This window comes from Sphingobium sp. KCTC 72723 (assembly GCF_014280435.1).
GTDB lineage: Bacteria > Pseudomonadota > Alphaproteobacteria > Sphingomonadales > Sphingomonadaceae > Sphingobium.
The window spans coordinates 4,047,563-4,066,445 of record NZ_CP060388.1 but is presented as its reverse complement, the minus strand read 5'-3'; the positions used below and the strand labels follow the sequence as shown (position 1 = coordinate 4,066,445).

Here is an 18,883-nt window from a genome sequence, read left to right as displayed (position 1 = left end):
CAGTCAATCGCGCGTCCGTGCAGTTTCTAGGGCTTTGCCAGCCGACCCCGCCGGTAGCGCCGCCGCAGCACCGCCCCCGCGATCAGCAACGGGGTTGCCGCGACCATCAACGCCATGCCGATCAGGCTGGGCGACCAGCCCATGATGCTATGCAGGCCAAAGGCCGATGGCGACAGCAGCAACAGGAAGCCCGCCGTCAGCAGCCACAAACCCCAGCGGCGCGGGCGCACCGCGACCATGCGATATTCATGCCGCCACGCCTTGCGGCCTTGCTTTGTGGAAAGATCGGGCCGTGAAAGATCGGGGGAGGGATGGTCGAACATATGGACTGGACTAATGCCGCGAACCCCTTACCCTGTCCAGCATCCCCGGGGGACCGTCCGCAGACGGTTGAGAGGCAGCTTAGTGGCTGCGACCCGTTGAACCTGATCCGGCTAAAACCGGCGTAGGGAGGGTCCGCCTGCGCTCACGCCGCTCGCATTCTCTCTCTTTCGCCATGGAGGAGAGACTTGTAATGGCAGATATTCCCGCCCGCACCGAAATCGGCGTCACCACTGGTCCCATTCGCGGATCGCGCAAGATTCATGTCGGCCCATTGAAGGTCGCGATGCGCGAAATCACGCTGGAGCCGGGCAGCGGCGAAGCGCCGGTGCGCGTATATGACACGTCCGGTCCCTATACCGATCCGGCCGCGCAGATCGACATTCGCGCAGGCCTGCCCACGCTGCGCCGCGACTGGATCATCGGGCGCGGCGATGTGGAAGAATATGACGCGCGGGCGGTGAAGCCGGAGGATAATGGGTTCCTGGCGGGAAGCCGCCTGGATCGTACCGCCCAAGCGGCAGCGCAGGGCGGCAACAAAGGCTCCGGGGTAGCGCAATTCCCGCTGGGCGCGCGCCGCCCGCTGCGCGCGAAGCCGGGCGCGAATGTCAGCCAGATGCATTATGCCCGTCGCGGCATCATCACGCCCGAAATGGAATATGTCGCCGAGCGGGAGAATCTGGGCCGGGCGCGACTGGCCGAATATGTGCGCGACGGGCAGGATTGGGGCGCGGAAATCCCCGATTATGTGACGCCCGAATTTGTCCGCGACGAAGTGGCGCGGGGCCGGGCGATCATCCCGTCGAACATCAACCATCCCGAATCCGAACCGATGGCGATCGGCCGCAATTTCCTGGTCAAGATCAACGCCAATATCGGCAATAGCGCCGTCGCATCGGACGTGGCCGCCGAAGTCGACAAGCTGGTCTGGTCGATCCGCTGGGGCGCGGACACGGTGATGGACCTGTCCACCGGGCGCAACATCCATGACACGCGCGAATGGATCATCCGCAATTCGCCCGTGCCGATCGGCACCGTGCCGATCTATCAGGCGCTGGAAAAGGTCGGCGGCGTGGCCGAGGATCTGACGTGGGAGATATTCCGCGACACACTGATCGAGCAGGCCGAACACGGCGTGGATTATTTCACCATCCATGCGGGCGTGCGGCTGGCCTATATCCCGATGACGGCGAAGCGCGTCACGGGTATCGTGTCGCGCGGTGGCTCCATCATGGCGAAATGGTGCCTGTCGCATCACAAGGAATCGTTCCTCTACGAACATTTCGACGAGATCACCGAGATCTGCAAAGCATATGACATTGCCTATAGCCTTGGCGACGGGTTGCGCCCCGGTTCCATCGCCGACGCCAATGACGAAGCGCAGTTCAGCGAACTCTACACGCTGGGCGAACTGACTAAGCGCGCCTGGGCGCAGGATGTGCAGGTGATGATCGAAGGGCCGGGCCATGTTCCGATGCACAAGATCAAGCAGAATATGGAAAAGCAGCTGGAGGCTTGTGGCGAAGCGCCTTTCTATACGCTGGGTCCGCTCACGACGGATATCGCGCCGGGATACGACCATATCACCAGCGGGATCGGCGCGGCCATGATCGGCTGGTATGGCACGGCGATGCTTTGCTACGTCACGCCCAAGGAGCATCTGGGCCTGCCCGACCGCGACGATGTGAAGGTCGGCGTGGTGACGTACAAACTGGCCGCTCATGCCGCCGATCTGGCCAAGGGGCATCCCGCCGCGCAGGTCCGCGACGATGCGCTCAGCCGGGCGCGGTTCGATTTCCGCTGGCGGGACCAGTTCAACCTGTCGTTAGACCCCGACACGGCGGAGCAATATCACGACCAGACTTTGCCTGCGGAGGGCGCGAAGTCCGCTCATTTCTGCTCGATGTGCGGGCCTAAGTTTTGCTCGATGAAAATCACGCAGGAAGTGCGGGATTTCGCGGCGAAACAGAATCAGCCCGCAACGGCGTTTATTGCGGCGGAAGAAGCGGAAAGAGGCATGGCGCAGATGAGCGCGGTGTTCCGCGAGACGGGGAGTGAACTGTATATGGGTGCTGGGGATAGGGAGCGGGATTGAGGCGCGCGCATGATTCGGAATTGGCAATAGCGACATATTGCGTTATAACCCCCGTATGAACGCCCCCCTCAAAATCACGAAAATCGGCAACAGCGCCGGGGTTATCCTGCCCAAGGAATTGCTTGCCCATCTCCACGCTGCCACCGGCGACACGCTGTCGGTCGTCCTTACGCCACGCGGGATCGAACTGTCCGCTGCGGAGCCGGATTTCGATGCGCAGATGGCGGTGGCGCGCGACGTCATGGCACGGCGCAAACGGGCGTTGCGCGAACTCGCCAAATAATGGCCGATCGGGACTGGATATGGGTCACGCCTGCCGTGGCGGAGGCGGCCCATGCCGAACAGATTGCCGAACATGGCGGCGGGGGTGACGCTTTGCGCGATCGTGGCCTGTTCGAAAGCGCCATGGCCCGCCCGCACAATCTGTCGCTATATGGCGATCCCGATGCTACGGCGCTCGCGGCGGCCTATGCCTATGGATTGGCGCGCAATCACCCTTTTGTCGACGGCAACAAGCGGATCGCGGCGGTGGTCAGCGAAACCTTCCTGCTGCTCAATGGCTATCAACTGATGGCCACCGACGCGGAACTGGTCGTCGCGTTCCTTGAGTTGGCAGCCGGCACCCTGTCCGAAGCCGACCTTGCCGACTGGTTCCGCCAGCAGCTTGCGCCCACCTGATCCTCTGCCTCCATTACAGTTTGCGACAATTCCGGCTTGGACTTGGCCAAGTTTTGCGACAACTGGCCGTTAGAGGAGAGGCAAGAATATTTGTCCGGGGGTTATAGCGTGCGTCGATCTGCATCCGTCATACTGGTTCCGTTGATGCTGGGCGTCGCGCCCTCCGCGCTGATGGCGCAGGGTCAGGCTCCCGCCGCCGCTCCGCAGGCCCAGACTCAGGCTCAACCCGACGATGGCGAGGAAATCATCGTCACGGGTCAGCCGCAGCGGGGATCCGTGATCGGCAATATCCAGCCCGAACAGCAATTGTCGGGCGCGGACGTGCGGGCGCTGGGCGTCACGTCCATTTCCGAAATGGTCAGCGAATTGTCGGCGCAGACCAATGGCACGCCGGTCGTGCTGCTCAACGGCAAGCGGATTTCCAGCTTCTCGGAAATTCAGGATATTCCGTCCGAAGCGGTCGCGCGGGTGGATATATTGCCTGAACAGGTTGCGCTCTCCTATGGCTATGCGCCCACGCAAAAGGTGATGAACATCGTCCTGCGCCAGCGGTTTCGCGCGGAAACTGCCGAAGCGCGCGTCGGCACCACCACCGATGGCGGTCGCGACAATGGCCAGGTCGAAGCCGGGCTGCTGCGTATTCAGGGCGACAACCGCTTCACCATCAACCTGAAATATAGCCGCGCCGACGCATTGCTGGAAAGCGAGCGCGACATCGTCAACGCTGGTGCATCGCGCTTTACAGCGACGACGCGCGGCGCGGAAATCGACGCGCGCCTGTCGGCTCTGGCGGGCAGCATAGTCACGCAAACGACAATTCCCGCCAGCGCCGCGACTGGCATCCCGACCCTTGCCAGCTTCGTGCCGGGTGCAGCCACGGCGCAATCCGTCGACCTCACCCCCTATCGCACGCTCAGCCCGGCGACGGAGAATTTTTCCGCCAACGCCACGCTCGCCCGTGCGCTGGGCGGGGTGTCGGCGACGATCAACGGGCGGCTGGAACTGTCCGACAGCGATTCGCTTCAGGGCTTGTCGCAAACCGCGCTCACCCTGCCTGCGGGCAATCCCTTCTCGCCCTTCGCCAACAGCGTCGCTTTGTCGCGCTATCTGGTCGAACCGGGCGCATTGGCGCAGCAGGTGCGCGGCACCACCGGCCATGTCGGCGTCACGCTGAACGGGCAGATCGCGCGCGGCTGGCAATGGTCCTTCACCGGCAATGGCGACCTGTCGATCACGCGCACCCGGACCGACCGGGGCGTATCGACCGACGCGATTCAGGCTGCGCTCAATGCGGGCAGCGCATCCGTCAACCCCTATGGCAACTTCACGCCCGACCTGCTGTCCACCCGCCTGACCGACCGCGCCCGCGCGAAGTCGCAGGCAGTGACGGGTGACTTGCTGATCAGCGGCACCCTGTTCGAACTGCCCGCCGGCGACGTTGCGACTTCGGTGCGCGTGGGCGCGTCGGCCAATGGGTTCGAAAGCAGCGCCACCCGTTCGGGCATTGCCAGCGCGACCGACTATAGCCGCGAAATCGCCAGTGGTCAGGTCAGCGTCGATCTGCCGATCACCAGCCGGTCGCGCGGCGTGCTGGACGCCATTGGCGACGTCAGCGTCAATATGAACCTGGCCGCGCAGCAACTGTCGGACTTCGGCACGCTTTCCACGCTGGGTTACGGCCTGCGCTGGCAACCAGTGAAGGCCGTGCAGTTGCTGATGTCCGCCAATCAGGATCGCGCCGCGCCAACGGGCGCGCAGATCACGGATCCGCAAGTGTCCACGCCGAACGTGCAGGTGTTCGATTATGCCACCGGGCAAAGCGTGTTCGTGACCCAATTGTCGGGCGGATCGGCCAGCCTGCGCGAAAGCGTGCGCAACCAGTTTCGGCTGGGCGCGACGATCAAGCCGTTCGAAAAGCCCAACCTAACGCTGACCGCCACATATCTCAACAGCCGCACCGACAATCCGATCGCCGCCTTCCCCACGCCCACCCCGGCGATCGAGGCGGCGTTCCCCCAGCGTTTCGTGCGCGATAGTGCGGGCAATCTGCTTCAGGTCGATGCGCGGCCGATCAATTTTCTGCGGTCGCAGAGCGAGCAATTGCGCTGGGGCTTCGACCTGTCCTTTGCACTGAAATCGCATGTCCAGAAACTGGTCGAAGCCTGGCGCGCGGCGGGCGGCAAGGCGGAGGATCGACCGCCCGAACTGGCCGCCTTGTTCGGCAATCGCGGTCCGCGCCCGGCGGGGCAGGCGGGCGGCACACCACCGGGCGAAGGCGGCGATCGTCCGCGCGGCGAGGGTGGCAATGCCGGTCCCGGCGGGGGCCAGGGTGGCGGACGCCCCGGTGGTCCGGGTGGCGGCTTTCGCGGTCCCGGCGGCGGGCAGGGCGGCGGGCGGCTGAGCTTCAGCCTCTATCACACCTGGCATCTGAGCGAGAATATCCTGATCGCGCCCGGCGTTGCGCCGCTCAACCTGCTGGATGGCGATGCCACCGGATCGTCGGGGGGCCAGCCCCGGCATGAAGTGGAAGCGCGGATCGGCTATATGAACAATGGCCTTGGCGGCCGCTTCAGCATCGACTGGGAAAGCGGCACGCATGTCGATGGCGCGCTGACCGGGACCAGCGGGGGCAGTTCGCGGCTGAATTTCGGCAGCCTGGCCACCGCCAATCTGCGCATGTTCGCCAATCTGGGGCAGGTTGCCGGGCTGGATCGCAAGATCCCCTTCCTGCGCGGCGCACGGGTGCAATTTGGCATCGACAATATCTTCAACCAGCGGCGCGCGGTTACCGATGCCACCGGGGCGACGCCGCTGCGCTACCAGCCCGACTATCTCGACCCGCAGGGGCGCACCGTCTCCGTCAGTTTCCGCAAACTCTTCTTCCCCAATTTCGCCTCCGCGCCGCCGCGTACCTGAAATTCGGGGCGTAGTTAAATTCGCATTAGCCAAGCCTAAACTCTGCCGTTGCCCGACCGTTATGACCTGCATGGATCGTTCGGGAGCCAAGACATGAAGCCTATCAGAATTGTGGTCGTCGATGATTCGCTGACGATCCGCGCGATGATCGAAACGCTGCTGGAACGCGACCGCCGCGTCGAAGTCGTGGGCATCGCCCGCGACGGCGACGAGGCGATCGAGATGATCCGGCTGGAAAAGCCCGATGTCGTCACGCTGGATATCGCCATGCCCGGCCGGGACGGCTTGCGCGTTCTGGACGAGATTATGGACATGGACCCATGCCCGGTCATCATGCTGTCCAGCCTGATGCGCGAGGGCGCACCGATCGTTTCCGAAGCGATGGACCGGGGCGCTGCCGCCTGTTTCAACAAGGCGATGATCGTGCGCGAAGCCACACGCTTCGTCACCCTGATCCAAAGCGTGGCACGCGGCCTGATCGACGCGGAAGCACAGCCGATCGCCATCGCCGCCTGATTTGTCGGACCTTCGCGAAACGAATCCAGCTGCCGGGTGTTGCGGAAGGGACACTCAGCGGGATGGTGAACGACGTGCAGCATGATCTTTTCCGCTATCGTGATTTGAACGGCGGCGGCTTTGCGCTATCTGGTTCGCCATGAACCGTCCCGACATGATCCGATTTCCGATGCTGGCGCTGCTGGGCGCCATTGCCTTTCCCGCGTTCGCGCAGCCGCCTGTAGCGGTCCCGACTTTGCCCGGCACGGCCATCGCGCCGCCAGCGCAGGTGCAACCGACGCCCCCCGCCATCGTCACGCCCCCGCCCGTGCCGATCCCGGCATTGTCGCCCGCGCAGGAGGCATGGGCCAATGGCTGGCTGAAAACCGGCGCGTCGCAGGGATTGATGGCGCGACAGAAGGCCAGCGGGCCGCTGAACGGGCAGCCGCTGATCAGTGCGCTGCTGGACCGGGCCAAGGCGCTGTCCACCGGCCGGGTCGATACTGCCGATTTCCTCGACATCTGGGCATTGCGCCCCGCCGCGTTCGATCCGCGCCCATCGCTGGCGAAGGCAGTGAGCGAGGATCGGTTGCAGGCCTGGGCCAATGGCCTGACACCGCCCTATGCCGGTTACGACATGCTGCGCCGCAGCCTGACGCGCTATGAAGCGATTCGCGACAAGGGCGGCTGGGCCACGCTGACGGCTACGTCCGCGCCCGATGCAGTGCGCAAGCGCGTCGCGATCGAGGATCCGGCGGTCAAACCCGACGAAAAGCTGACCGACGTGCTGCAACGCGCGCAAAAGCGCTATGGCCTGAACCCCACCGGATTGCTGGACGCGCGCACGCTCACGGCGCTCAATGTCGGCGTGGATGACCGGATCGCCGCGATCATGGCGAATATGGAACGGTGGCGCTGGATGCCGCGCACATTGCCGGTCAACCGGGTGCAGGTGAATATCGCCGCTGCCGTGCTGACCATGTTCGAAGGCGACCAGCCGGTCAGTTCGATGCGCGCGGTCACGGGCAGCCCGGACAATGCGACGCCGATGCTGACGTCCAGCATCCATTCGATCGTGGTCAATCCGCCCTGGAACGTGCCGATGTCGATTGCCAAGCGGGAGCTGTTCCCCAAGGGGCGCGCGACGCTGATCCGCCAGGGTTACAAGATCATCAAGACGCCCGAAGGCGGCGAGCGCATCGTCCAGCCCGCCGGGCCGAACAGCGCGCTGGGCCGGTTGAAGTTCGATTTCGCCAACCCGTTCGCGGTCTATCTGCACGACACCCCCTCACGCGGCAAATTTTCCAGCTATGACCGGCTGGCCAGCCATGGCTGCATCCGGTTGGAAAAGCCGGTGTCGCTGGCCGAACTGATGGTGGCAAGCAGCCCGGAACTGAACGGCCAGATCCAGAATCTGATCGACGAGGGCAAGACGCAGCGCGTATCTTTGCCGCAGGAAGTCGCCGTCTATCTGCTTTACTGGACGGCCTTTGCCAGCAGCAATGGCACGGTCAGTTTCCGCGCCGATCCCTATGGCTGGGACAAGTTGCTGGCCGCCAAGATCGAAGCGTCCAGCCGCCGGGCGGACCCCGCTGCCCTGCCCGCTCCTTCTACTATCGCATCAAAGGACTGACCGCCCATGCGCACGACTCATCGCAACCTGACCCTTTTCGCGCTTGCCGGGGCACTGGCCCTGTCGGCGTGCGGCAAGAAGGAAGAAGAAGCGCCCATGACCAACAATCTGGTGGAGCCGCCGGTCGAAAATGTCATCATCGAGGAACCCGACGCCGCGCTGCCGATGCCGGGCAATAATGTTGCCGCGACTCCGGCCGCTGCGCCCCCGTCCGTGTCGGAACAGCAACAGATTCAGGACGATGCCGAAGCGTCTGGCATGACCGCGCGCCTGCCCGAAGGCGACGAGCAGAGCCGGCCTGCGGACGAGCCGAACGCCCCATAAGCCGGGCCGCCTGCGCCCCGGCCTTTTACCGGGGCGTCGGCTTTGCTATATTGCGGGGATGGATCGCCGCAATTTTACGAAGTTCGCCCTGAGCGGACTCGCTTTTTCGCTACTGACCGACAGCATGGGCCGTGCCGCCCTGCCGGTGGTACAAGCCCCTGCCGCGCCTTTGCCGCGCGCGGTGCAGCCTTTGCCGGCCAAGCCCTATGCCGCGTTGCTGGAACGGGCCAAGGCGGCACTCGACCATCATGCCGATGCGTTCACCCTGCGCGACCGGGTGGGCATCGTCGATTTCAACGCGCCGTCGAAGGATTTGCGGATGCATGTCGTCGATCTGATCGGCGGGCAGGCCAGCAGCTACCTCGTTGCCCATGGACGCGGATCGGACCCGGCCCATTCGGGCTGGCTCCAGAGTTTTTCCAACGAACCCAATTCGCTGGCCAGTTCGTCCGGCGCGTTTCGCACGGGCGAGCAATATCTGGGCCAGCATGGCCGGGCGATGCGGCTGATCGGGCTGGACCCGCAGAACAACAATGCCGAACCCCGCGCCATCGTCGTACATGGCGCGGATTATGTGGGCGAGGATCATATCGCCACCTGGGGCAAATGCGGGCGCAGCGAAGGCTGTTTCGCAGTCGCGCCGCATATGTTGCCGCAATTGCTGGGCCTGCTGGGATCGGGCCGGATGCTGTTTGCCGACAAGATCGGGATGGCCTGAGGGGCTATGGCACTTCCTGCCATGCCCGTCCCCAATGACCGTCATCCCAGCGAAGGCTGGGATCTCATTTCACTTTCGCACCGGAAAGAAGAAGTGAGATGCCAGCTTTCGCTGGCATGACGGATATGGCTTGTGGGTTGAGCCGACAAACGACCCAACCCCCTAATCCTTACCCCGCCTTCGCGCCTGTGAGCGCCTGTGCGGCGGGCTTGTTCGACGCATCCACGCTGCCATCGGCCAGCATCGTCTTGCTCATATTGACCGCTTCGGCCTGAAGCGCGGCATCGCCGCTGGACTGGCTCGCGCCGATCAGCGCCGACAGCAGGATGTTGCGGTTGATCGGGTCGGTGCCTTTTTCCGCCACCGACTTGCGGGCCAGCGCCAGCGCTTCGGTATAGAGCGGAGCGGACCCCGCCTTGTCCTGCGCACCCAGTTTCTGGTTGCCCATCTGGATCAATATGCCCGCCAATATGTTGCGGCTGGCCATGTCGGTCGGCTTGGCTTCCACGATCTTGCGCCAGTGCGGCAGCGCTTCGCCATAAAGAGCGATGACCTTGTCCATCTGCCCCTGCGCGCCATAAGCGGCGGCGTTGGCGTAAAGGGCGTTGGCGAGGAAATTGACATTATCGATCTTGGCCGGGTCCGATTGGACCGCCGTGCGGATCGCGGGCAGCGCAGCGTCATATTTGGCGCTGGCACCGGCATTGTCGCCCGATTGCTGCGCGGTCTGGCCTGCCGTAAAGTCGGTCACGGCCTTGTTGAAGGCAGCGATCTGTTCGGGGGTCATGGGCGTTGCCGCACCGGGTGCAGCGGCGGGGGCGGCGGGGGCCGTAGCAGCCGGGGCATCCTGCGCCAGAGCGGGCGCGGCGAGCGCCATCGGGGCAGTCAGGGTCAAAAGCGCGATCAGGGTGGATTTCACCAACGTCAGGGTCTCCTTGGTCGTTGCATCGTCTTCCATGACAATGAACGAGGGGCAGACGGGTTCCCGACGCCTAGGGGTGGCTCATCGCGCAAAAGGCTCCGGCCATGGCAAAATCGGCCTGTCGTTTGGCGGTGCGGGCGGCGGCCTGATCATCCTCGCCCCATCGCTCGACTTGCCAGGCATCGTCGATTTCCGCCGCGTGCCAAATGGCGTCGACATCATGCCCGCCCGCCACGATGGCCAGACCGCAGACCAGCGATCCGCTAATCGTCACCAGCGTGGACAAGCCCGCCAGCACGAACGGATCGACCGTCATGACCGCGGCGCGCAGGCGAGCGAGCGTTTCAGCGGGCTGGGCGACGGGCAATATGCCCCGCGTCACCACAAACGCGACATCGTAGCGCGCGCGCGCCCAGCCGAGCAGGGGATCCCATGCCGCCGCCTGCCGCTCCACCAGCGTTTGCGGCGCTTCGGCGCGGTAGCAGAGCAGGTCCGTGGTCGCATATTCGGCGATCCCGGCGGCAAATGTCGCGCGATTGGGGACGATGTGGTCGATCGCCGCATTGGCCAGCCCGGTGAACGCCATGCTCGCCGGGTCGATCATCTCCCCCTGCGCGCGCCATTCGTCCGCCACCGCCTGCGCCAGCGCGAGCGTGGGCAGCGCCAGCGGCGCGCGGGCGGGGGTGCGGACCGGGCGACCGTCGAGCCGGATGGCGTGGCCGTCCGCTTCCGCCACGATGGTCACGTCCTTGTAAAAACGCTTCATGACCCGGTCCGCTTGAACAGGGCCAGCATCAGGCGCGGCACGACGATGAACTGGAACAGGCCGACGACGACCATGATCGCGCCGAACGCCTTCGCCCGGTCGCCCTGCACCCAGGTAAAGCGCTGCATGATGGCAAGGAAGCCGAACATGACGATGAAGGCACCCGACAGGCGGAACAGACCAATGGCGAAGTGGCGCTGACGCGCGATCTTGTCACGGTCGAGGGGCGGAATCGGGGGTGTATCGGTCATGGCGCGCCGATATGACCGCGCAAGGCCACGCTGTCCATCGCCACGGCCATAGCGCCCGCCGCGATCAGATCAGCGGGCGGATGATAGCCCCAGCCGACGCCGATGCTGCGCACGCCCGCCGCCACCCCCATGTCGATGTCGAAACTGGTGTCGCCGATCATGACGGTGGTTTCCGGGGCCGCCCCGGCCTCCGCCATGGCGGCCAGCAGCATGGCGGGATGCGGCTTGGACGGGTGGCGGTCAGCGGTCTGGAGCGTCACGAAACGGTCGATGATGCCATGATGAGTGAGGCACAGGTTCAGCCCGCGATCCGACTTGCCCGTCGCCACGCCCAGCAGCCAGCCTGCCGCATCGAGTTGCGCCACCAGATCGGCAATGCCGGGATAGAGCGGTTCGCACACCCCCTCTGCCCGCCGCATCGCCTGGAATGCCAGCTTGTAGCGGTCCGACAGATGATCGTGAAAATCCGCATCCGCATCCGGCAGCAGCCGGGCCATGGCGCGGGGCAAGGACAGGCCGACCACCGACAGGATCGCCGGACGATCGGGCGGGGTCAGCTTCGCTTCCTCGAACGCGCGCACCATGGCGGTGCAGATGCTGTGCTGGCTGTCGACCAGCGTGCCGTCACAATCGAACACGACCAGCGGGTTCATATCATCGTCCCCCGCCTCTTGCCGCTGGCCCATGGCGGGTTGAACGCCACCCGCGCTTTGTGCGCGTGGCCGGGCGCATCGTCCTGCGTCACGAAAGTGCGGATCGCGGCCTCATCGGTCCAGCGATAGAGCGCGCCCGGCGTCATTCGTCGCGCGAACCCCCGCGCGAGCGACGCTCGCCCTTGCGCTCCTTGCGCACCTGCTTGGCGTGCTGGCGCGCGAACTTCTTTTCATCCTCGCGCGTCGGCGTCCGGTCGATCTCATCGTCCAGCGGCATGTCGCCCAGCGTCAGGTCGAAACCCAGGTCCGACAGGCTGTTGGCAAAATGGGCCGGCAGTTCGGCCATCACGTCGATGCGCCCGCCATCGGGATGATCGACGCGGATGCGCCGGGCGTGCAGGTGCATCTTCCGGCTGATCGACCCGGTCAGGAAACTGTCCTTGCCGCCATATTTGCCGTCGCCCACGATCGGATGGCCAATCGCGGCCAGATGCACGCGCAACTGGTGCGTGCGCCCGGTATAGGGTTGCAATTCGACCCAGCAGGCGCGGTTCCCGGCCCGTTCGATGATGCGGTAACGGGTGCGCGCGGGCAGGCCTTCTTCCTCATCCACATGCATTTTTTCGCCGCCGGTGCCAGGCTGCTTGGCCAGCGGCAGTTCGATCATGCCGTCTGAAATCGACGGTATGCCAATCACCAGCGCCCAATAGACCTTGCGCGCGGTGCGGCTGGAAAAAGCCTTGGCGAAATGACCGGCGGCGCGGCTGGAGCGCGCGACCAGCAGCGCGCCCGACGTATCCTTGTCCAGCCGGTGGACCAGCTTGGGCCGCTGTTCGGCATTGAACATCAGCCCGTCGAGCAGCTTGTCGACATGCTCGTCGGTCTTGGTGCCGCCCTGCGTCGCCAGGCCCGGCGGCTTGTTCAGGACGATCGCCTGCGCGTCGCGGTGAATCACCATGTCCTGCACGAAGGCGATTTCCTCGTCGGTCAGGTCGATGACGCGGGCATTGGAGCGCTTCACTCGTTCGGGGACAGGCGCCTTTGCCTCGGCGGGGGGGACGCGGATCATCTGCCCTTCGGCCACGCGGTCGCCCGGCGCGGCGCGCGCGCCGTCGATGCGCAACTGCCCCGTGCGCGACCAGCGCGACACGATGTTGAAGCCGACATCGGGCAGATGCCGCTGGAACCAGCGATCCAAACGGATGCCGTCATCGTCGGGCTGAACCCGATATTGCCGCACGTCGAGCGAGACGCCCTTGGCGACGCTGGGCTTGGCAGGCGCAGCGGCGGTCGCCACGTCTTTTACGATAGCGGGCTTGGGCGCGGGCTTGCCTGCGGGCTTTTTATAGGGCGCCTTGAACGCGGGCTTGCCGCCTTCGCCCTTGCGTGCGGTGGCCGCTTTCGCGCCGCCACGGGCGCGACCGGGCGGGCCGGACGGCTTGCCATATGCTTTGCGCTCGCCCGGCTTGCCGCCGGGAGCCTTGCCATCGGCAGGCTTGCCGCCGTCCCGCCTGTCGCCAGTGGGTTTGCCAGCAGGCTTGCGACCGCGCGGGGCGTCGCTCTTGGGTGGGGGACGGCCCTTCATGCCAGCGCACTCCGCATCAGGGTAAGGCCAAGGCCAAGCGCCACGACCGCGCCAATGACCGACGCCAGCGCATAGCCCAGCGCCAGCAGCGGCTGGCCCCGTTCGATCATCAGGAAAGTTTCCAGGCTGAAGGCGGAAAAGGTAGTGAAGCCGCCCAATACGCCCACGCCCAGCAACAGGCGCAGCGGTTCCCCCGAAACGCTACTGCCCCGCGCCAGCCATCCGGCCAGCAGACCCATGGCAAAGCCACCGATCAGGTTGGCGGCAAAGGTACCCCAGGGCCACAGGCTGCCGGGAGTCAGATGGCCGGAAAAGCGGCCCAGTTGATAGCGCAAGGCCGCGCCGATCGCGCCGCCGCCCATCACAAGAAATAAATTGGTCATGTCGCCCGCCCTATAGCGAATCGGCCAAGGGGGGAAGGTGGGTTGGGAAAAGAGCGGAATGCCTAGGCGGCGTCCCCGTTACTTCCCACCCTACTTCCCATTGTCGGCGATGATGTCGACGCCGGTCTTGCCGCCCGGCGCGTCGGTAAAGACAATGAAATAGGCGCTGCCATCGCTCTTGCGCGTGCCGCCCAGCACATGGTCGCCGCCCAGAACGCGATGATCCCCGTCATAGCCCGCGCGACGGGCGAGCGTATAATAATAGTCCATCACCCCCTGACGCGGCGCGGGCGTCACGAAACTGGCCGCGCGCAGCGTACAGCCATCGACCTGCGCGCCTGCCGCTTCGGTCAATTGCGCGCCGGGATAGAGAGTGAAGGGGTCGGGCAGGCGTTGCGCCCATTCCATGCCATAAGCCAGTTTCTTTGCGCAGGCCGCGTTACCGCCCTGCCGCTGCGCCTGTTCGCGCGCGACCGCGCCCAGCGTGACCGCCGACGCCATCGCCGCGCCGTCCTGCGCGGTGGGGGTGGGAAGCAGCTTGCCGCCCGCCTGTTTCATGGCCGCCGCCTGCGCCGCGCCTGCATCACCCGCCAGCATCGGCACCGCGCCACTGGCCGGCTTGTCGGCCGGGCGCACGGCGTTGCGGTTGGATTGCCCCACCAGTTGCGGGTCAACCACGATCGGGTCCGCCAGCGCACCCTTGAGCGCCGGATCGACCGCATTGTTCGTCAATTGCGCGTCGAGCGCAGCAAGATTGGCGTCCTTGTCGCCCTTGCCACAGGCGGCAAGCGCCAGCGACAGGGTAATCAGGGAGGTGGATCTGATAAGGGAAACTGGCCGGAAAAACGCCATTCTGCACTCCTTTGTAAACAAGACATGAAGAACAGGCGTTAATTTTTCGTTAGGACTTTTGGTAAATCGCGTGAATTTTCACATCGTGGGGCCAGTTTCTGACGAATGGCCCCATCCCCCGCCTTGTCCCGGCGCGGCAAAATGGCCATTTGTCGGCCATGCTCAACATATTGTCCGGCTTTATCGGCCTTGTCACCCTCATCCTCATGATCCCGGCGGTGTTTCCGCTGCTCGGCGCGCTCAACTGGATATTGGTGCCGATGGCGCTGTTCGGCGCGTTCATCGGCCTGATGTCGTCGAAGAAGGGCGGACAGAATTTCTGCCTGATCGTCGCGGCGTTCGGCGCTTTGCGGCTGTTTCTGGGCGGGGGGATATTCTGACCGACGCTCACGCCGACGCGCGCACGGGGTTGGTGGCGGCGGTCACGGCCTATATCGCCTGGGGCTTGCTGCCCATTTTCTTCCGGCTGGTCGATCATGTCGATCCGGTGGAGATCGTAACGCAGCGCGTCTTGTGGTCGCTATTGCTGATCCTGACGCTGCTGGCCGCGCGCAAGGGATTGGGACCGATGATGCGCGTGATGCGCGACCGGCGGTTGATCGTGCCGCTGGGCGCGTCGGCGCTGATGATCGGCATCAACTGGCTGACCTATGTCTGGGCGGTCAATAGCGGGCATGTGGTGGCGACCAGCCTTGGCTATTTCCTCAACCCGCTGGTCAATGTCGCGCTGGGCGTGCTGGTGCTGAAGGAACGGTTGCGGCGTGGGCAGATGCTGGCGATCGCCATTGCCGCCGTCGGGGTCGCCATCCTGGCCGCCTCGGCGCTGACGACATTGTGGATCAGCCTGACGCTGGCGTTCAGCTTCGCCTTTTACGGCCTGCTGCGCAAGATTACGCCAGTCGCGCCGATGACCGGGCTGGGCGTCGAAACGCTGCTGCTCGCGCCGCTGGCGGCCGCCTATCTGTGGTGGGAAATGGGCCATGGCGGGGTGGGGTTTGGTCAAGATGCCCCGACCACCGCGCTGCTCATCATATCAGGGGCCGTCACCACTGTGCCGCTGGTATTGTTCGCCATGGCCGCGCAGAAGCTGCCGATGGCGACGCTGGGCCTGTTGCAATATATCGCGCCGCTGCTGCAATTTTTCTGCGGCGTGGTGCTGTTTGGCGAAAAGCTGAACGTCGGGCAGATGGTCAGTTTCGGGCTGATCTGGGTCGGGTTGATCCTGTTCGCCAGCGACGGGATCATGGCCGCGCGACGCAACCGGCTGACCGTCGCCTGACAGCTCTTACTCCACGGCGTCCGGCAGCGCGCGCAGTGCTTCGGGCGATGCCGGATCACGCACCAGTGCTTCGACTGGTCCTGCTTCCTCCAGCTCCTTGCCCCCGGTGTCGATATTGAGGTCGCGCAGCTTGCGCCCCGTCACCAGCACCCGGCTTTCGAAGCTGCCTACGAAGGCGTTATAATCGCCCACCGCGCCGTGCAGCCGGTTGCCCAGCTTCTTGAGCGATCCCGCCGCAGCGGCAAGGCGCTCATAAAGCTGCTTGCCCAATTCGGCGACTTCGCGCGACTGGTCCTGCAACTTGGCCTGCCGCCACTGGCTGGCCAGCGTGCGCGCCAGCGGCAGGAAGGTTGCAGGACCGCAGATGATGACCCGGTTCTTGGCCGCCCGTTCCCACAGGTCCATGTCCGCTTCCAGCGCGGCGGTGACGAAATTGTCGCCAGGCACATACATGATGACGAAATCGGGCGCCTTTTCAAACTGTTCCCAATAGGCCTTGCGCCCCAGCGCGTCGGCATGGGTCCGCATCGCACGGGCATGGTCGGCCATATGGGCGTCGCGCAGCGCCGGATCGACCTGATCCACCGCATTGAGATAGGCGACCAGCGAGCATTTGACATCCACCACCATCTGCTGGTCGCCCGGCAGGTTGATGATGAAGTCCGGGCGCAACCGACCCTCCACACCGTTGGATTCGACCGCGACCGACACTTCCTCGCTAAAATCGACATGCGGCGACAGGCCGGCAGCCTCGATCAGATTCTTGAACTGCTGCTCACCCCAGCGGCCCCGCGTCTTGGGCGCGGCGCGCAGCGCATTGACCAGCTTGGCCGTCTCGTCACGCACCTGCCCCTGCCCCAGATGCACCTGCGCAACGGCCTCGCGCAATTCGGCATAGCTGCCCACGCGATCCTTCTCGACCCGCTGCAACCCTTCCTCATAACGTTTGAGCGTGGTTTCGACCGGCGACAGCAGCGTCTTCAACTGCGCCTCGCTCTTTTCATTCGCCTGCGCGAACCGCTGGTCGGCGCGGTCCAGAAACGTTTTCTGCGCCTCGCCCAGTAATTTGCCGCCAATCTCGCTAAATTGCGCCGACAATTGCTGCTTGGCATCCTTGAGCGCCAATATCTGCGCCTCGAACGCTTCGCTGCGCGCCTGCGTGTCGGACTTCAGCGCCGCCAACTCGCGCAGCGCGCCCTCACGCTCGGCCTGCATCGCCTCCATCCGCTGCGCCGCCGTCGCCTGCGCCGCGTCGAGCCGCGCGATGCCAGCCAGCCGTTCCGCATCGATCCTGGCGACCTGCCCTGCGGCCTGCGCGACTCGCTCCTTCTCCACCGCCAGCTCGGCAATCGCGCCGTTGCGCTGCGCGCTCGTCATTTCCAGCTTGGCGGCCAGCTCGGCCCGCTCCGTCACCAACGACGCCAGCCCCTTGCCGCGCAGCACCCAGCCAGCGGCCAGCCCAGCCAGCAAAGCGACCAGAACGAGAAGAATCGGCAGGATTTCCATATATACCCCTTATGGAACGAAAGGGGAACCTAGCGCCCTTCGCCCGGCATCGCAACTGCCCCTTGTCGAAACGCGGCCAGACGCGCGACGGCTTCGTCCAGCACAGCGTCGCTCTTGCAAAAGCATAGCCGCACCAGATGCGTCACCGGATCGTGCGGATAGAAGGCACTGACCGGAATCGCCGCCACGCCTGCTTCTGTGATGATCCGTTCGCAAAAATCCATGTCGTTCAACGCGATACCCGACGCGGGCAAATCGATCGACAGGAACCATGTCGCCCCACCCGGCAGCACATGATAGCCCGCCGCCCGCAAACCGCGCGCCAGCCGGTCGCGCGACGCCTGATAACCGGCGCGCTGCTCCACGAACCAGTCGTCGGCGAAACCCAGCCCCTGCGCCACGGCCCATTGCAGGTTGGGCGGCGTGGTGAAGGTCAAAAACTGATGCGCCCGCGCCAGCAACGTGGCGATCGGTGGAGCCGCGCACATCCAGCCGACTTTCCACCCCGTGACGGAGAAAATCTTGCCCGCCGACCCGATCTTGACCGTGCGGTCGCGCATCCCCGGCAGCGCCATCAGCGGGCGATGGGCCACCCCGTCGAACGTGACATGCTCCCACACCTCGTCGCAGATCGCGATCAGGTCATGCGTGACGCAGACTTCCGCGATCAACGCCAGTTCGTCCGCGCGCATCACGGCGCCGGTGGGATTGACCGGATTGTTCATCAGCAGGAAACGGGTGCGCGGCGACACCGCCGCCTCCAGCATTGTCCGGTCGATCCGCCAGTCGGGCGGGGTCAGCCGGACCACCCGCGCCACGCCGCCCGCCCGCTCGACCAGCGGCAGATAGGCGTCATAGAGCGGGGCCAGCATCAATACTTCGTCGCCCGGCTGCACCAGCGCCAGCAGCGTCGCGGCAATCGCTTCGGTCGCGCCGGACGTGACGATGACTTCAGGCGCAGTCAGGTCCAGCCCCTGATGCCGCGCATAATGCGCCGCCACCGCTTCGCGCAACTCAGGCAACCCCGCCATCGGCGGATATTGGCTCGACCGGGTCAGCAGCGCATCCGCCGCCGCTTCCAGCACCACGCGCGGCCCCGGTCCCTCCGGGAAGCCCTGCCCCAGATTGATCGCGCCCGTCTCCCGCGCGCGGGCCGACATATGTTCGAATATCGTGGTCGGCATGTCCCGGTAGACGGGATGGCCGATTGTGCCGTGGGTCATGTCAGTTCCCAACGCTGCGGCCGCTTACGCGGCCGAGTAAACCGGATGGCCGTCCCCCAGACGGCCATTTTATCCGGTTTTCCCACTCGATTATCAATCGATACCCTAAACAATTGATTTTCATAGTCAAAATATTTTCCCGTTTTCCGCATACCGTTATATAGACCGTCAAAAGTACCGGCCTCTGAAATCATTGGCTTTTTCCGGCAGATCGCGAAAATCGTGGTTCCGCCATCTATCGGCAGGCACGGCAGCGACATCACTCCGAAAGTCGCTTCTGCCC

The 18,883-nt window shown here is 64.8% G+C and carries 22 protein-coding genes and 1 riboswitch; of the genes, 10 read left to right on the top strand and 12 right to left on the bottom strand.

The window, feature by feature from the left end:
- Nucleotides 1-26: 26 nt before the first annotated feature.
- On the bottom strand, nucleotides 27-323 hold the full coding sequence (locus tag SPBM01_RS19690; protein WP_188063154.1) for a hypothetical protein: 297 nt from the start codon (nucleotides 321-323) through the stop codon (nucleotides 27-29).
- A 36-nt stretch (nucleotides 324-359) separates the two neighbouring features.
- Nucleotides 360-469: riboswitch (TPP riboswitch) on the top strand.
- 45 nt (nucleotides 470-514) lie between these two features.
- Here SPBM01_RS19690 and thiC point away from each other — a divergent pair.
- The 8 genes from thiC (at nucleotide 515) to SPBM01_RS19650 (ending at nucleotide 9,180) form a co-directional block, all read left to right on the top strand.
- Nucleotides 515-2,416 (top strand): phosphomethylpyrimidine synthase ThiC, encoded by a 1,902-nt coding sequence (gene thiC / locus SPBM01_RS19685; protein WP_188063153.1) that lies wholly within the window; start codon nucleotides 515-517, stop codon nucleotides 2,414-2,416.
- A gap of 55 nt (nucleotides 2,417-2,471) precedes the next feature.
- Nucleotides 2,472-2,699 carry an AbrB/MazE/SpoVT family DNA-binding domain-containing protein gene (locus SPBM01_RS19680; RefSeq protein WP_188063152.1) on the top strand — a complete coding sequence of 76 codons (228 nt, stop codon included), beginning with the start codon at nucleotides 2,472-2,474 and terminating at the stop codon, nucleotides 2,697-2,699.
- Complete coding sequence (locus SPBM01_RS19675) at nucleotides 2,699-3,094, top strand: type II toxin-antitoxin system death-on-curing family toxin (protein ID WP_188063151.1); 396 nt, start codon at nucleotides 2,699-2,701, stop codon at nucleotides 3,092-3,094. The genes SPBM01_RS19680 and SPBM01_RS19675 overlap by 1 nt, the downstream gene beginning before the upstream one ends.
- A gap of 108 nt (nucleotides 3,095-3,202) precedes the next feature.
- The gene (locus tag SPBM01_RS19670; protein ID WP_188063150.1) at nucleotides 3,203-6,010 is read left to right on the top strand and encodes a TonB-dependent receptor; all 2,808 of its coding nucleotides are present in this window, start codon (nucleotides 3,203-3,205) and stop codon (nucleotides 6,008-6,010) included.
- 93 nt (nucleotides 6,011-6,103) lie between these two features.
- Nucleotides 6,104-6,526, top strand: a complete 423-nt coding sequence (locus SPBM01_RS19665) for a response regulator (RefSeq protein ID WP_188063149.1) — start codon at nucleotides 6,104-6,106, stop codon at nucleotides 6,524-6,526.
- A gap of 154 nt (nucleotides 6,527-6,680) precedes the next feature.
- Nucleotides 6,681-8,138 (top strand): L,D-transpeptidase family protein, encoded by a 1,458-nt coding sequence (locus tag SPBM01_RS19660; protein ID WP_188065849.1) that lies wholly within the window; start codon nucleotides 6,681-6,683, stop codon nucleotides 8,136-8,138.
- A gap of 6 nt (nucleotides 8,139-8,144) precedes the next feature.
- Nucleotides 8,145-8,462 (top strand): hypothetical protein, encoded by a 318-nt coding sequence (locus tag SPBM01_RS19655; RefSeq protein WP_188063148.1) that lies wholly within the window; start codon nucleotides 8,145-8,147, stop codon nucleotides 8,460-8,462.
- A gap of 58 nt (nucleotides 8,463-8,520) precedes the next feature.
- Nucleotides 8,521-9,180: a murein L,D-transpeptidase catalytic domain family protein gene (locus SPBM01_RS19650; RefSeq protein WP_188063147.1), complete on the top strand. Its 660-nt coding sequence runs from the start codon at nucleotides 8,521-8,523 to the stop codon at nucleotides 9,178-9,180.
- A gap of 169 nt (nucleotides 9,181-9,349) precedes the next feature.
- On the opposite strand, the gene SPBM01_RS19645 is transcribed toward SPBM01_RS19650, so the two are convergent.
- From SPBM01_RS19645 to SPBM01_RS19610, 8 genes are all read right to left on the bottom strand, one after another.
- Nucleotides 9,350-10,057, bottom strand: coding sequence for a hypothetical protein (locus SPBM01_RS19645; protein ID WP_188065848.1), 708 nt, complete (start codon nucleotides 10,055-10,057; stop codon nucleotides 9,350-9,352).
- A gap of 115 nt (nucleotides 10,058-10,172) precedes the next feature.
- Nucleotides 10,173-10,868 carry an ATP12 family chaperone protein gene (locus SPBM01_RS19640; protein ID WP_188063146.1) on the bottom strand — a complete coding sequence of 232 codons (696 nt, stop codon included), beginning with the start codon at nucleotides 10,866-10,868 and terminating at the stop codon, nucleotides 10,173-10,175.
- Complete coding sequence (locus SPBM01_RS19635; protein ID WP_188063145.1) at nucleotides 10,865-11,119, bottom strand: hypothetical protein; 255 nt, start codon at nucleotides 11,117-11,119, stop codon at nucleotides 10,865-10,867. The genes SPBM01_RS19640 and SPBM01_RS19635 overlap by 4 nt, the downstream gene beginning before the upstream one ends.
- On the bottom strand, nucleotides 11,116-11,772 hold the full coding sequence (locus SPBM01_RS19630) for an HAD-IA family hydrolase (RefSeq protein WP_188063144.1): 657 nt from the start codon (nucleotides 11,770-11,772) through the stop codon (nucleotides 11,116-11,118). Before SPBM01_RS19630 ends, SPBM01_RS19635 begins: the two co-directional genes overlap by 4 nt.
- Nucleotides 11,769-11,918, bottom strand: a complete 150-nt coding sequence (locus SPBM01_RS19625) for a hypothetical protein (RefSeq protein ID WP_188063143.1) — start codon at nucleotides 11,916-11,918, stop codon at nucleotides 11,769-11,771. Before SPBM01_RS19625 ends, SPBM01_RS19630 begins: the two co-directional genes overlap by 4 nt.
- Nucleotides 11,915-13,357 carry an RluA family pseudouridine synthase gene (locus tag SPBM01_RS19620; RefSeq protein WP_188063142.1) on the bottom strand — a complete coding sequence of 481 codons (1,443 nt, stop codon included), beginning with the start codon at nucleotides 13,355-13,357 and terminating at the stop codon, nucleotides 11,915-11,917. The genes SPBM01_RS19625 and SPBM01_RS19620 overlap by 4 nt, the downstream gene beginning before the upstream one ends.
- Nucleotides 13,354-13,740 carry a fluoride efflux transporter CrcB gene (gene crcB, locus SPBM01_RS19615; protein WP_188063141.1) on the bottom strand — a complete coding sequence of 129 codons (387 nt, stop codon included), beginning with the start codon at nucleotides 13,738-13,740 and terminating at the stop codon, nucleotides 13,354-13,356. The genes SPBM01_RS19620 and crcB overlap by 4 nt, the downstream gene beginning before the upstream one ends.
- Nucleotides 13,741-13,830: 90 nt before the next feature.
- Nucleotides 13,831-14,592, bottom strand: a complete 762-nt coding sequence (locus SPBM01_RS19610; protein ID WP_188063140.1) for a hypothetical protein — start codon at nucleotides 14,590-14,592, stop codon at nucleotides 13,831-13,833.
- A 158-nt stretch (nucleotides 14,593-14,750) separates the two neighbouring features.
- Between SPBM01_RS19610 and SPBM01_RS19605 the strand changes: the two genes are divergently transcribed.
- On the top strand, nucleotides 14,751-14,972 hold the full coding sequence (locus SPBM01_RS19605) for a hypothetical protein (protein ID WP_188065847.1): 222 nt from the start codon (nucleotides 14,751-14,753) through the stop codon (nucleotides 14,970-14,972).
- A gap of 32 nt (nucleotides 14,973-15,004) precedes the next feature.
- Entirely contained in the window at nucleotides 15,005-15,871 is an 867-nt protein-coding gene (rarD, locus tag SPBM01_RS19600; RefSeq protein WP_262504271.1) for an EamA family transporter RarD, read from the top strand.
- Between the two features lie 6 nt (nucleotides 15,872-15,877).
- Here rarD and rmuC read toward each other — a convergent pair whose 3' ends face one another.
- The 3 genes from rmuC to SPBM01_RS19585 are packed head-to-tail and all read right to left on the bottom strand — an operon-like array spanning nucleotide 15,878 to nucleotide 18,863.
- Nucleotides 15,878-17,377, bottom strand: coding sequence for a DNA recombination protein RmuC (rmuC, locus tag SPBM01_RS19595; protein WP_188063139.1), 1,500 nt, complete (start codon nucleotides 17,375-17,377; stop codon nucleotides 15,878-15,880).
- 29 nt (nucleotides 17,378-17,406) lie between these two features.
- On the bottom strand, nucleotides 17,407-18,600 hold the full coding sequence (locus SPBM01_RS19590; protein ID WP_188063138.1) for an aminotransferase: 1,194 nt from the start codon (nucleotides 18,598-18,600) through the stop codon (nucleotides 17,407-17,409).
- Nucleotides 18,597-18,863: a hypothetical protein gene (locus tag SPBM01_RS19585; protein ID WP_188063137.1), complete on the bottom strand. Its 267-nt coding sequence runs from the start codon at nucleotides 18,861-18,863 to the stop codon at nucleotides 18,597-18,599. The genes SPBM01_RS19590 and SPBM01_RS19585 overlap by 4 nt, the downstream gene beginning before the upstream one ends.
- Nucleotides 18,864-18,883 lie beyond the last annotated feature (20 nt).

Excerpts from the sequence above, each read along its gene's own strand:
- SPBM01_RS19690 (WP_188063154.1), bottom strand. The coding sequence starts at position 323 with ATGTTCGACCATCCCTCCCCCGATCTTTCACGGCCCGATCTTTCCACA.
- thiC (WP_188063153.1), top strand. The coding sequence starts at position 515 with ATGGCAGATATTCCCGCCCGCACCGAAATCGGCGTCACCACTGGTCCC.
- SPBM01_RS19680 (WP_188063152.1), top strand. The coding sequence starts at position 2,472 with ATGAACGCCCCCCTCAAAATCACGAAAATCGGCAACAGCGCCGGGGTT.
- SPBM01_RS19675 (WP_188063151.1), top strand. The coding sequence starts at position 2,699 with ATGGCCGATCGGGACTGGATATGGGTCACGCCTGCCGTGGCGGAGGCG.
- SPBM01_RS19665 (WP_188063149.1), top strand. The coding sequence starts at position 6,104 with ATGAAGCCTATCAGAATTGTGGTCGTCGATGATTCGCTGACGATCCGC.
- SPBM01_RS19660 (WP_188065849.1), top strand. The coding sequence starts at position 6,681 with ATGATCCGATTTCCGATGCTGGCGCTGCTGGGCGCCATTGCCTTTCCC.
- SPBM01_RS19655 (WP_188063148.1), top strand. The coding sequence starts at position 8,145 with ATGCGCACGACTCATCGCAACCTGACCCTTTTCGCGCTTGCCGGGGCA.
- SPBM01_RS19650 (WP_188063147.1), top strand. The coding sequence starts at position 8,521 with ATGGATCGCCGCAATTTTACGAAGTTCGCCCTGAGCGGACTCGCTTTT.
- SPBM01_RS19645 (WP_188065848.1), bottom strand. The coding sequence starts at position 10,057 with ATGGCGCTCGCCGCGCCCGCTCTGGCGCAGGATGCCCCGGCTGCTACG.
- SPBM01_RS19640 (WP_188063146.1), bottom strand. The coding sequence starts at position 10,868 with ATGAAGCGTTTTTACAAGGACGTGACCATCGTGGCGGAAGCGGACGGC.
- SPBM01_RS19635 (WP_188063145.1), bottom strand. The coding sequence starts at position 11,119 with ATGACCGATACACCCCCGATTCCGCCCCTCGACCGTGACAAGATCGCG.
- SPBM01_RS19630 (WP_188063144.1), bottom strand. The coding sequence starts at position 11,772 with ATGAACCCGCTGGTCGTGTTCGATTGTGACGGCACGCTGGTCGACAGC.
- SPBM01_RS19625 (WP_188063143.1), bottom strand. The coding sequence starts at position 11,918 with ATGACGCCGGGCGCGCTCTATCGCTGGACCGATGAGGCCGCGATCCGC.
- SPBM01_RS19620 (WP_188063142.1), bottom strand. The coding sequence starts at position 13,357 with ATGAAGGGCCGTCCCCCACCCAAGAGCGACGCCCCGCGCGGTCGCAAG.
- crcB (WP_188063141.1), bottom strand. The coding sequence starts at position 13,740 with ATGACCAATTTATTTCTTGTGATGGGCGGCGGCGCGATCGGCGCGGCC.
- SPBM01_RS19610 (WP_188063140.1), bottom strand. The coding sequence starts at position 14,592 with ATGGCGTTTTTCCGGCCAGTTTCCCTTATCAGATCCACCTCCCTGATT.
- SPBM01_RS19605 (WP_188065847.1), top strand. The coding sequence starts at position 14,751 with ATGCTCAACATATTGTCCGGCTTTATCGGCCTTGTCACCCTCATCCTC.
- rmuC (WP_188063139.1), bottom strand. The coding sequence starts at position 17,377 with ATGGAAATCCTGCCGATTCTTCTCGTTCTGGTCGCTTTGCTGGCTGGG.
- SPBM01_RS19590 (WP_188063138.1), bottom strand. The coding sequence starts at position 18,600 with ATGACCCACGGCACAATCGGCCATCCCGTCTACCGGGACATGCCGACC.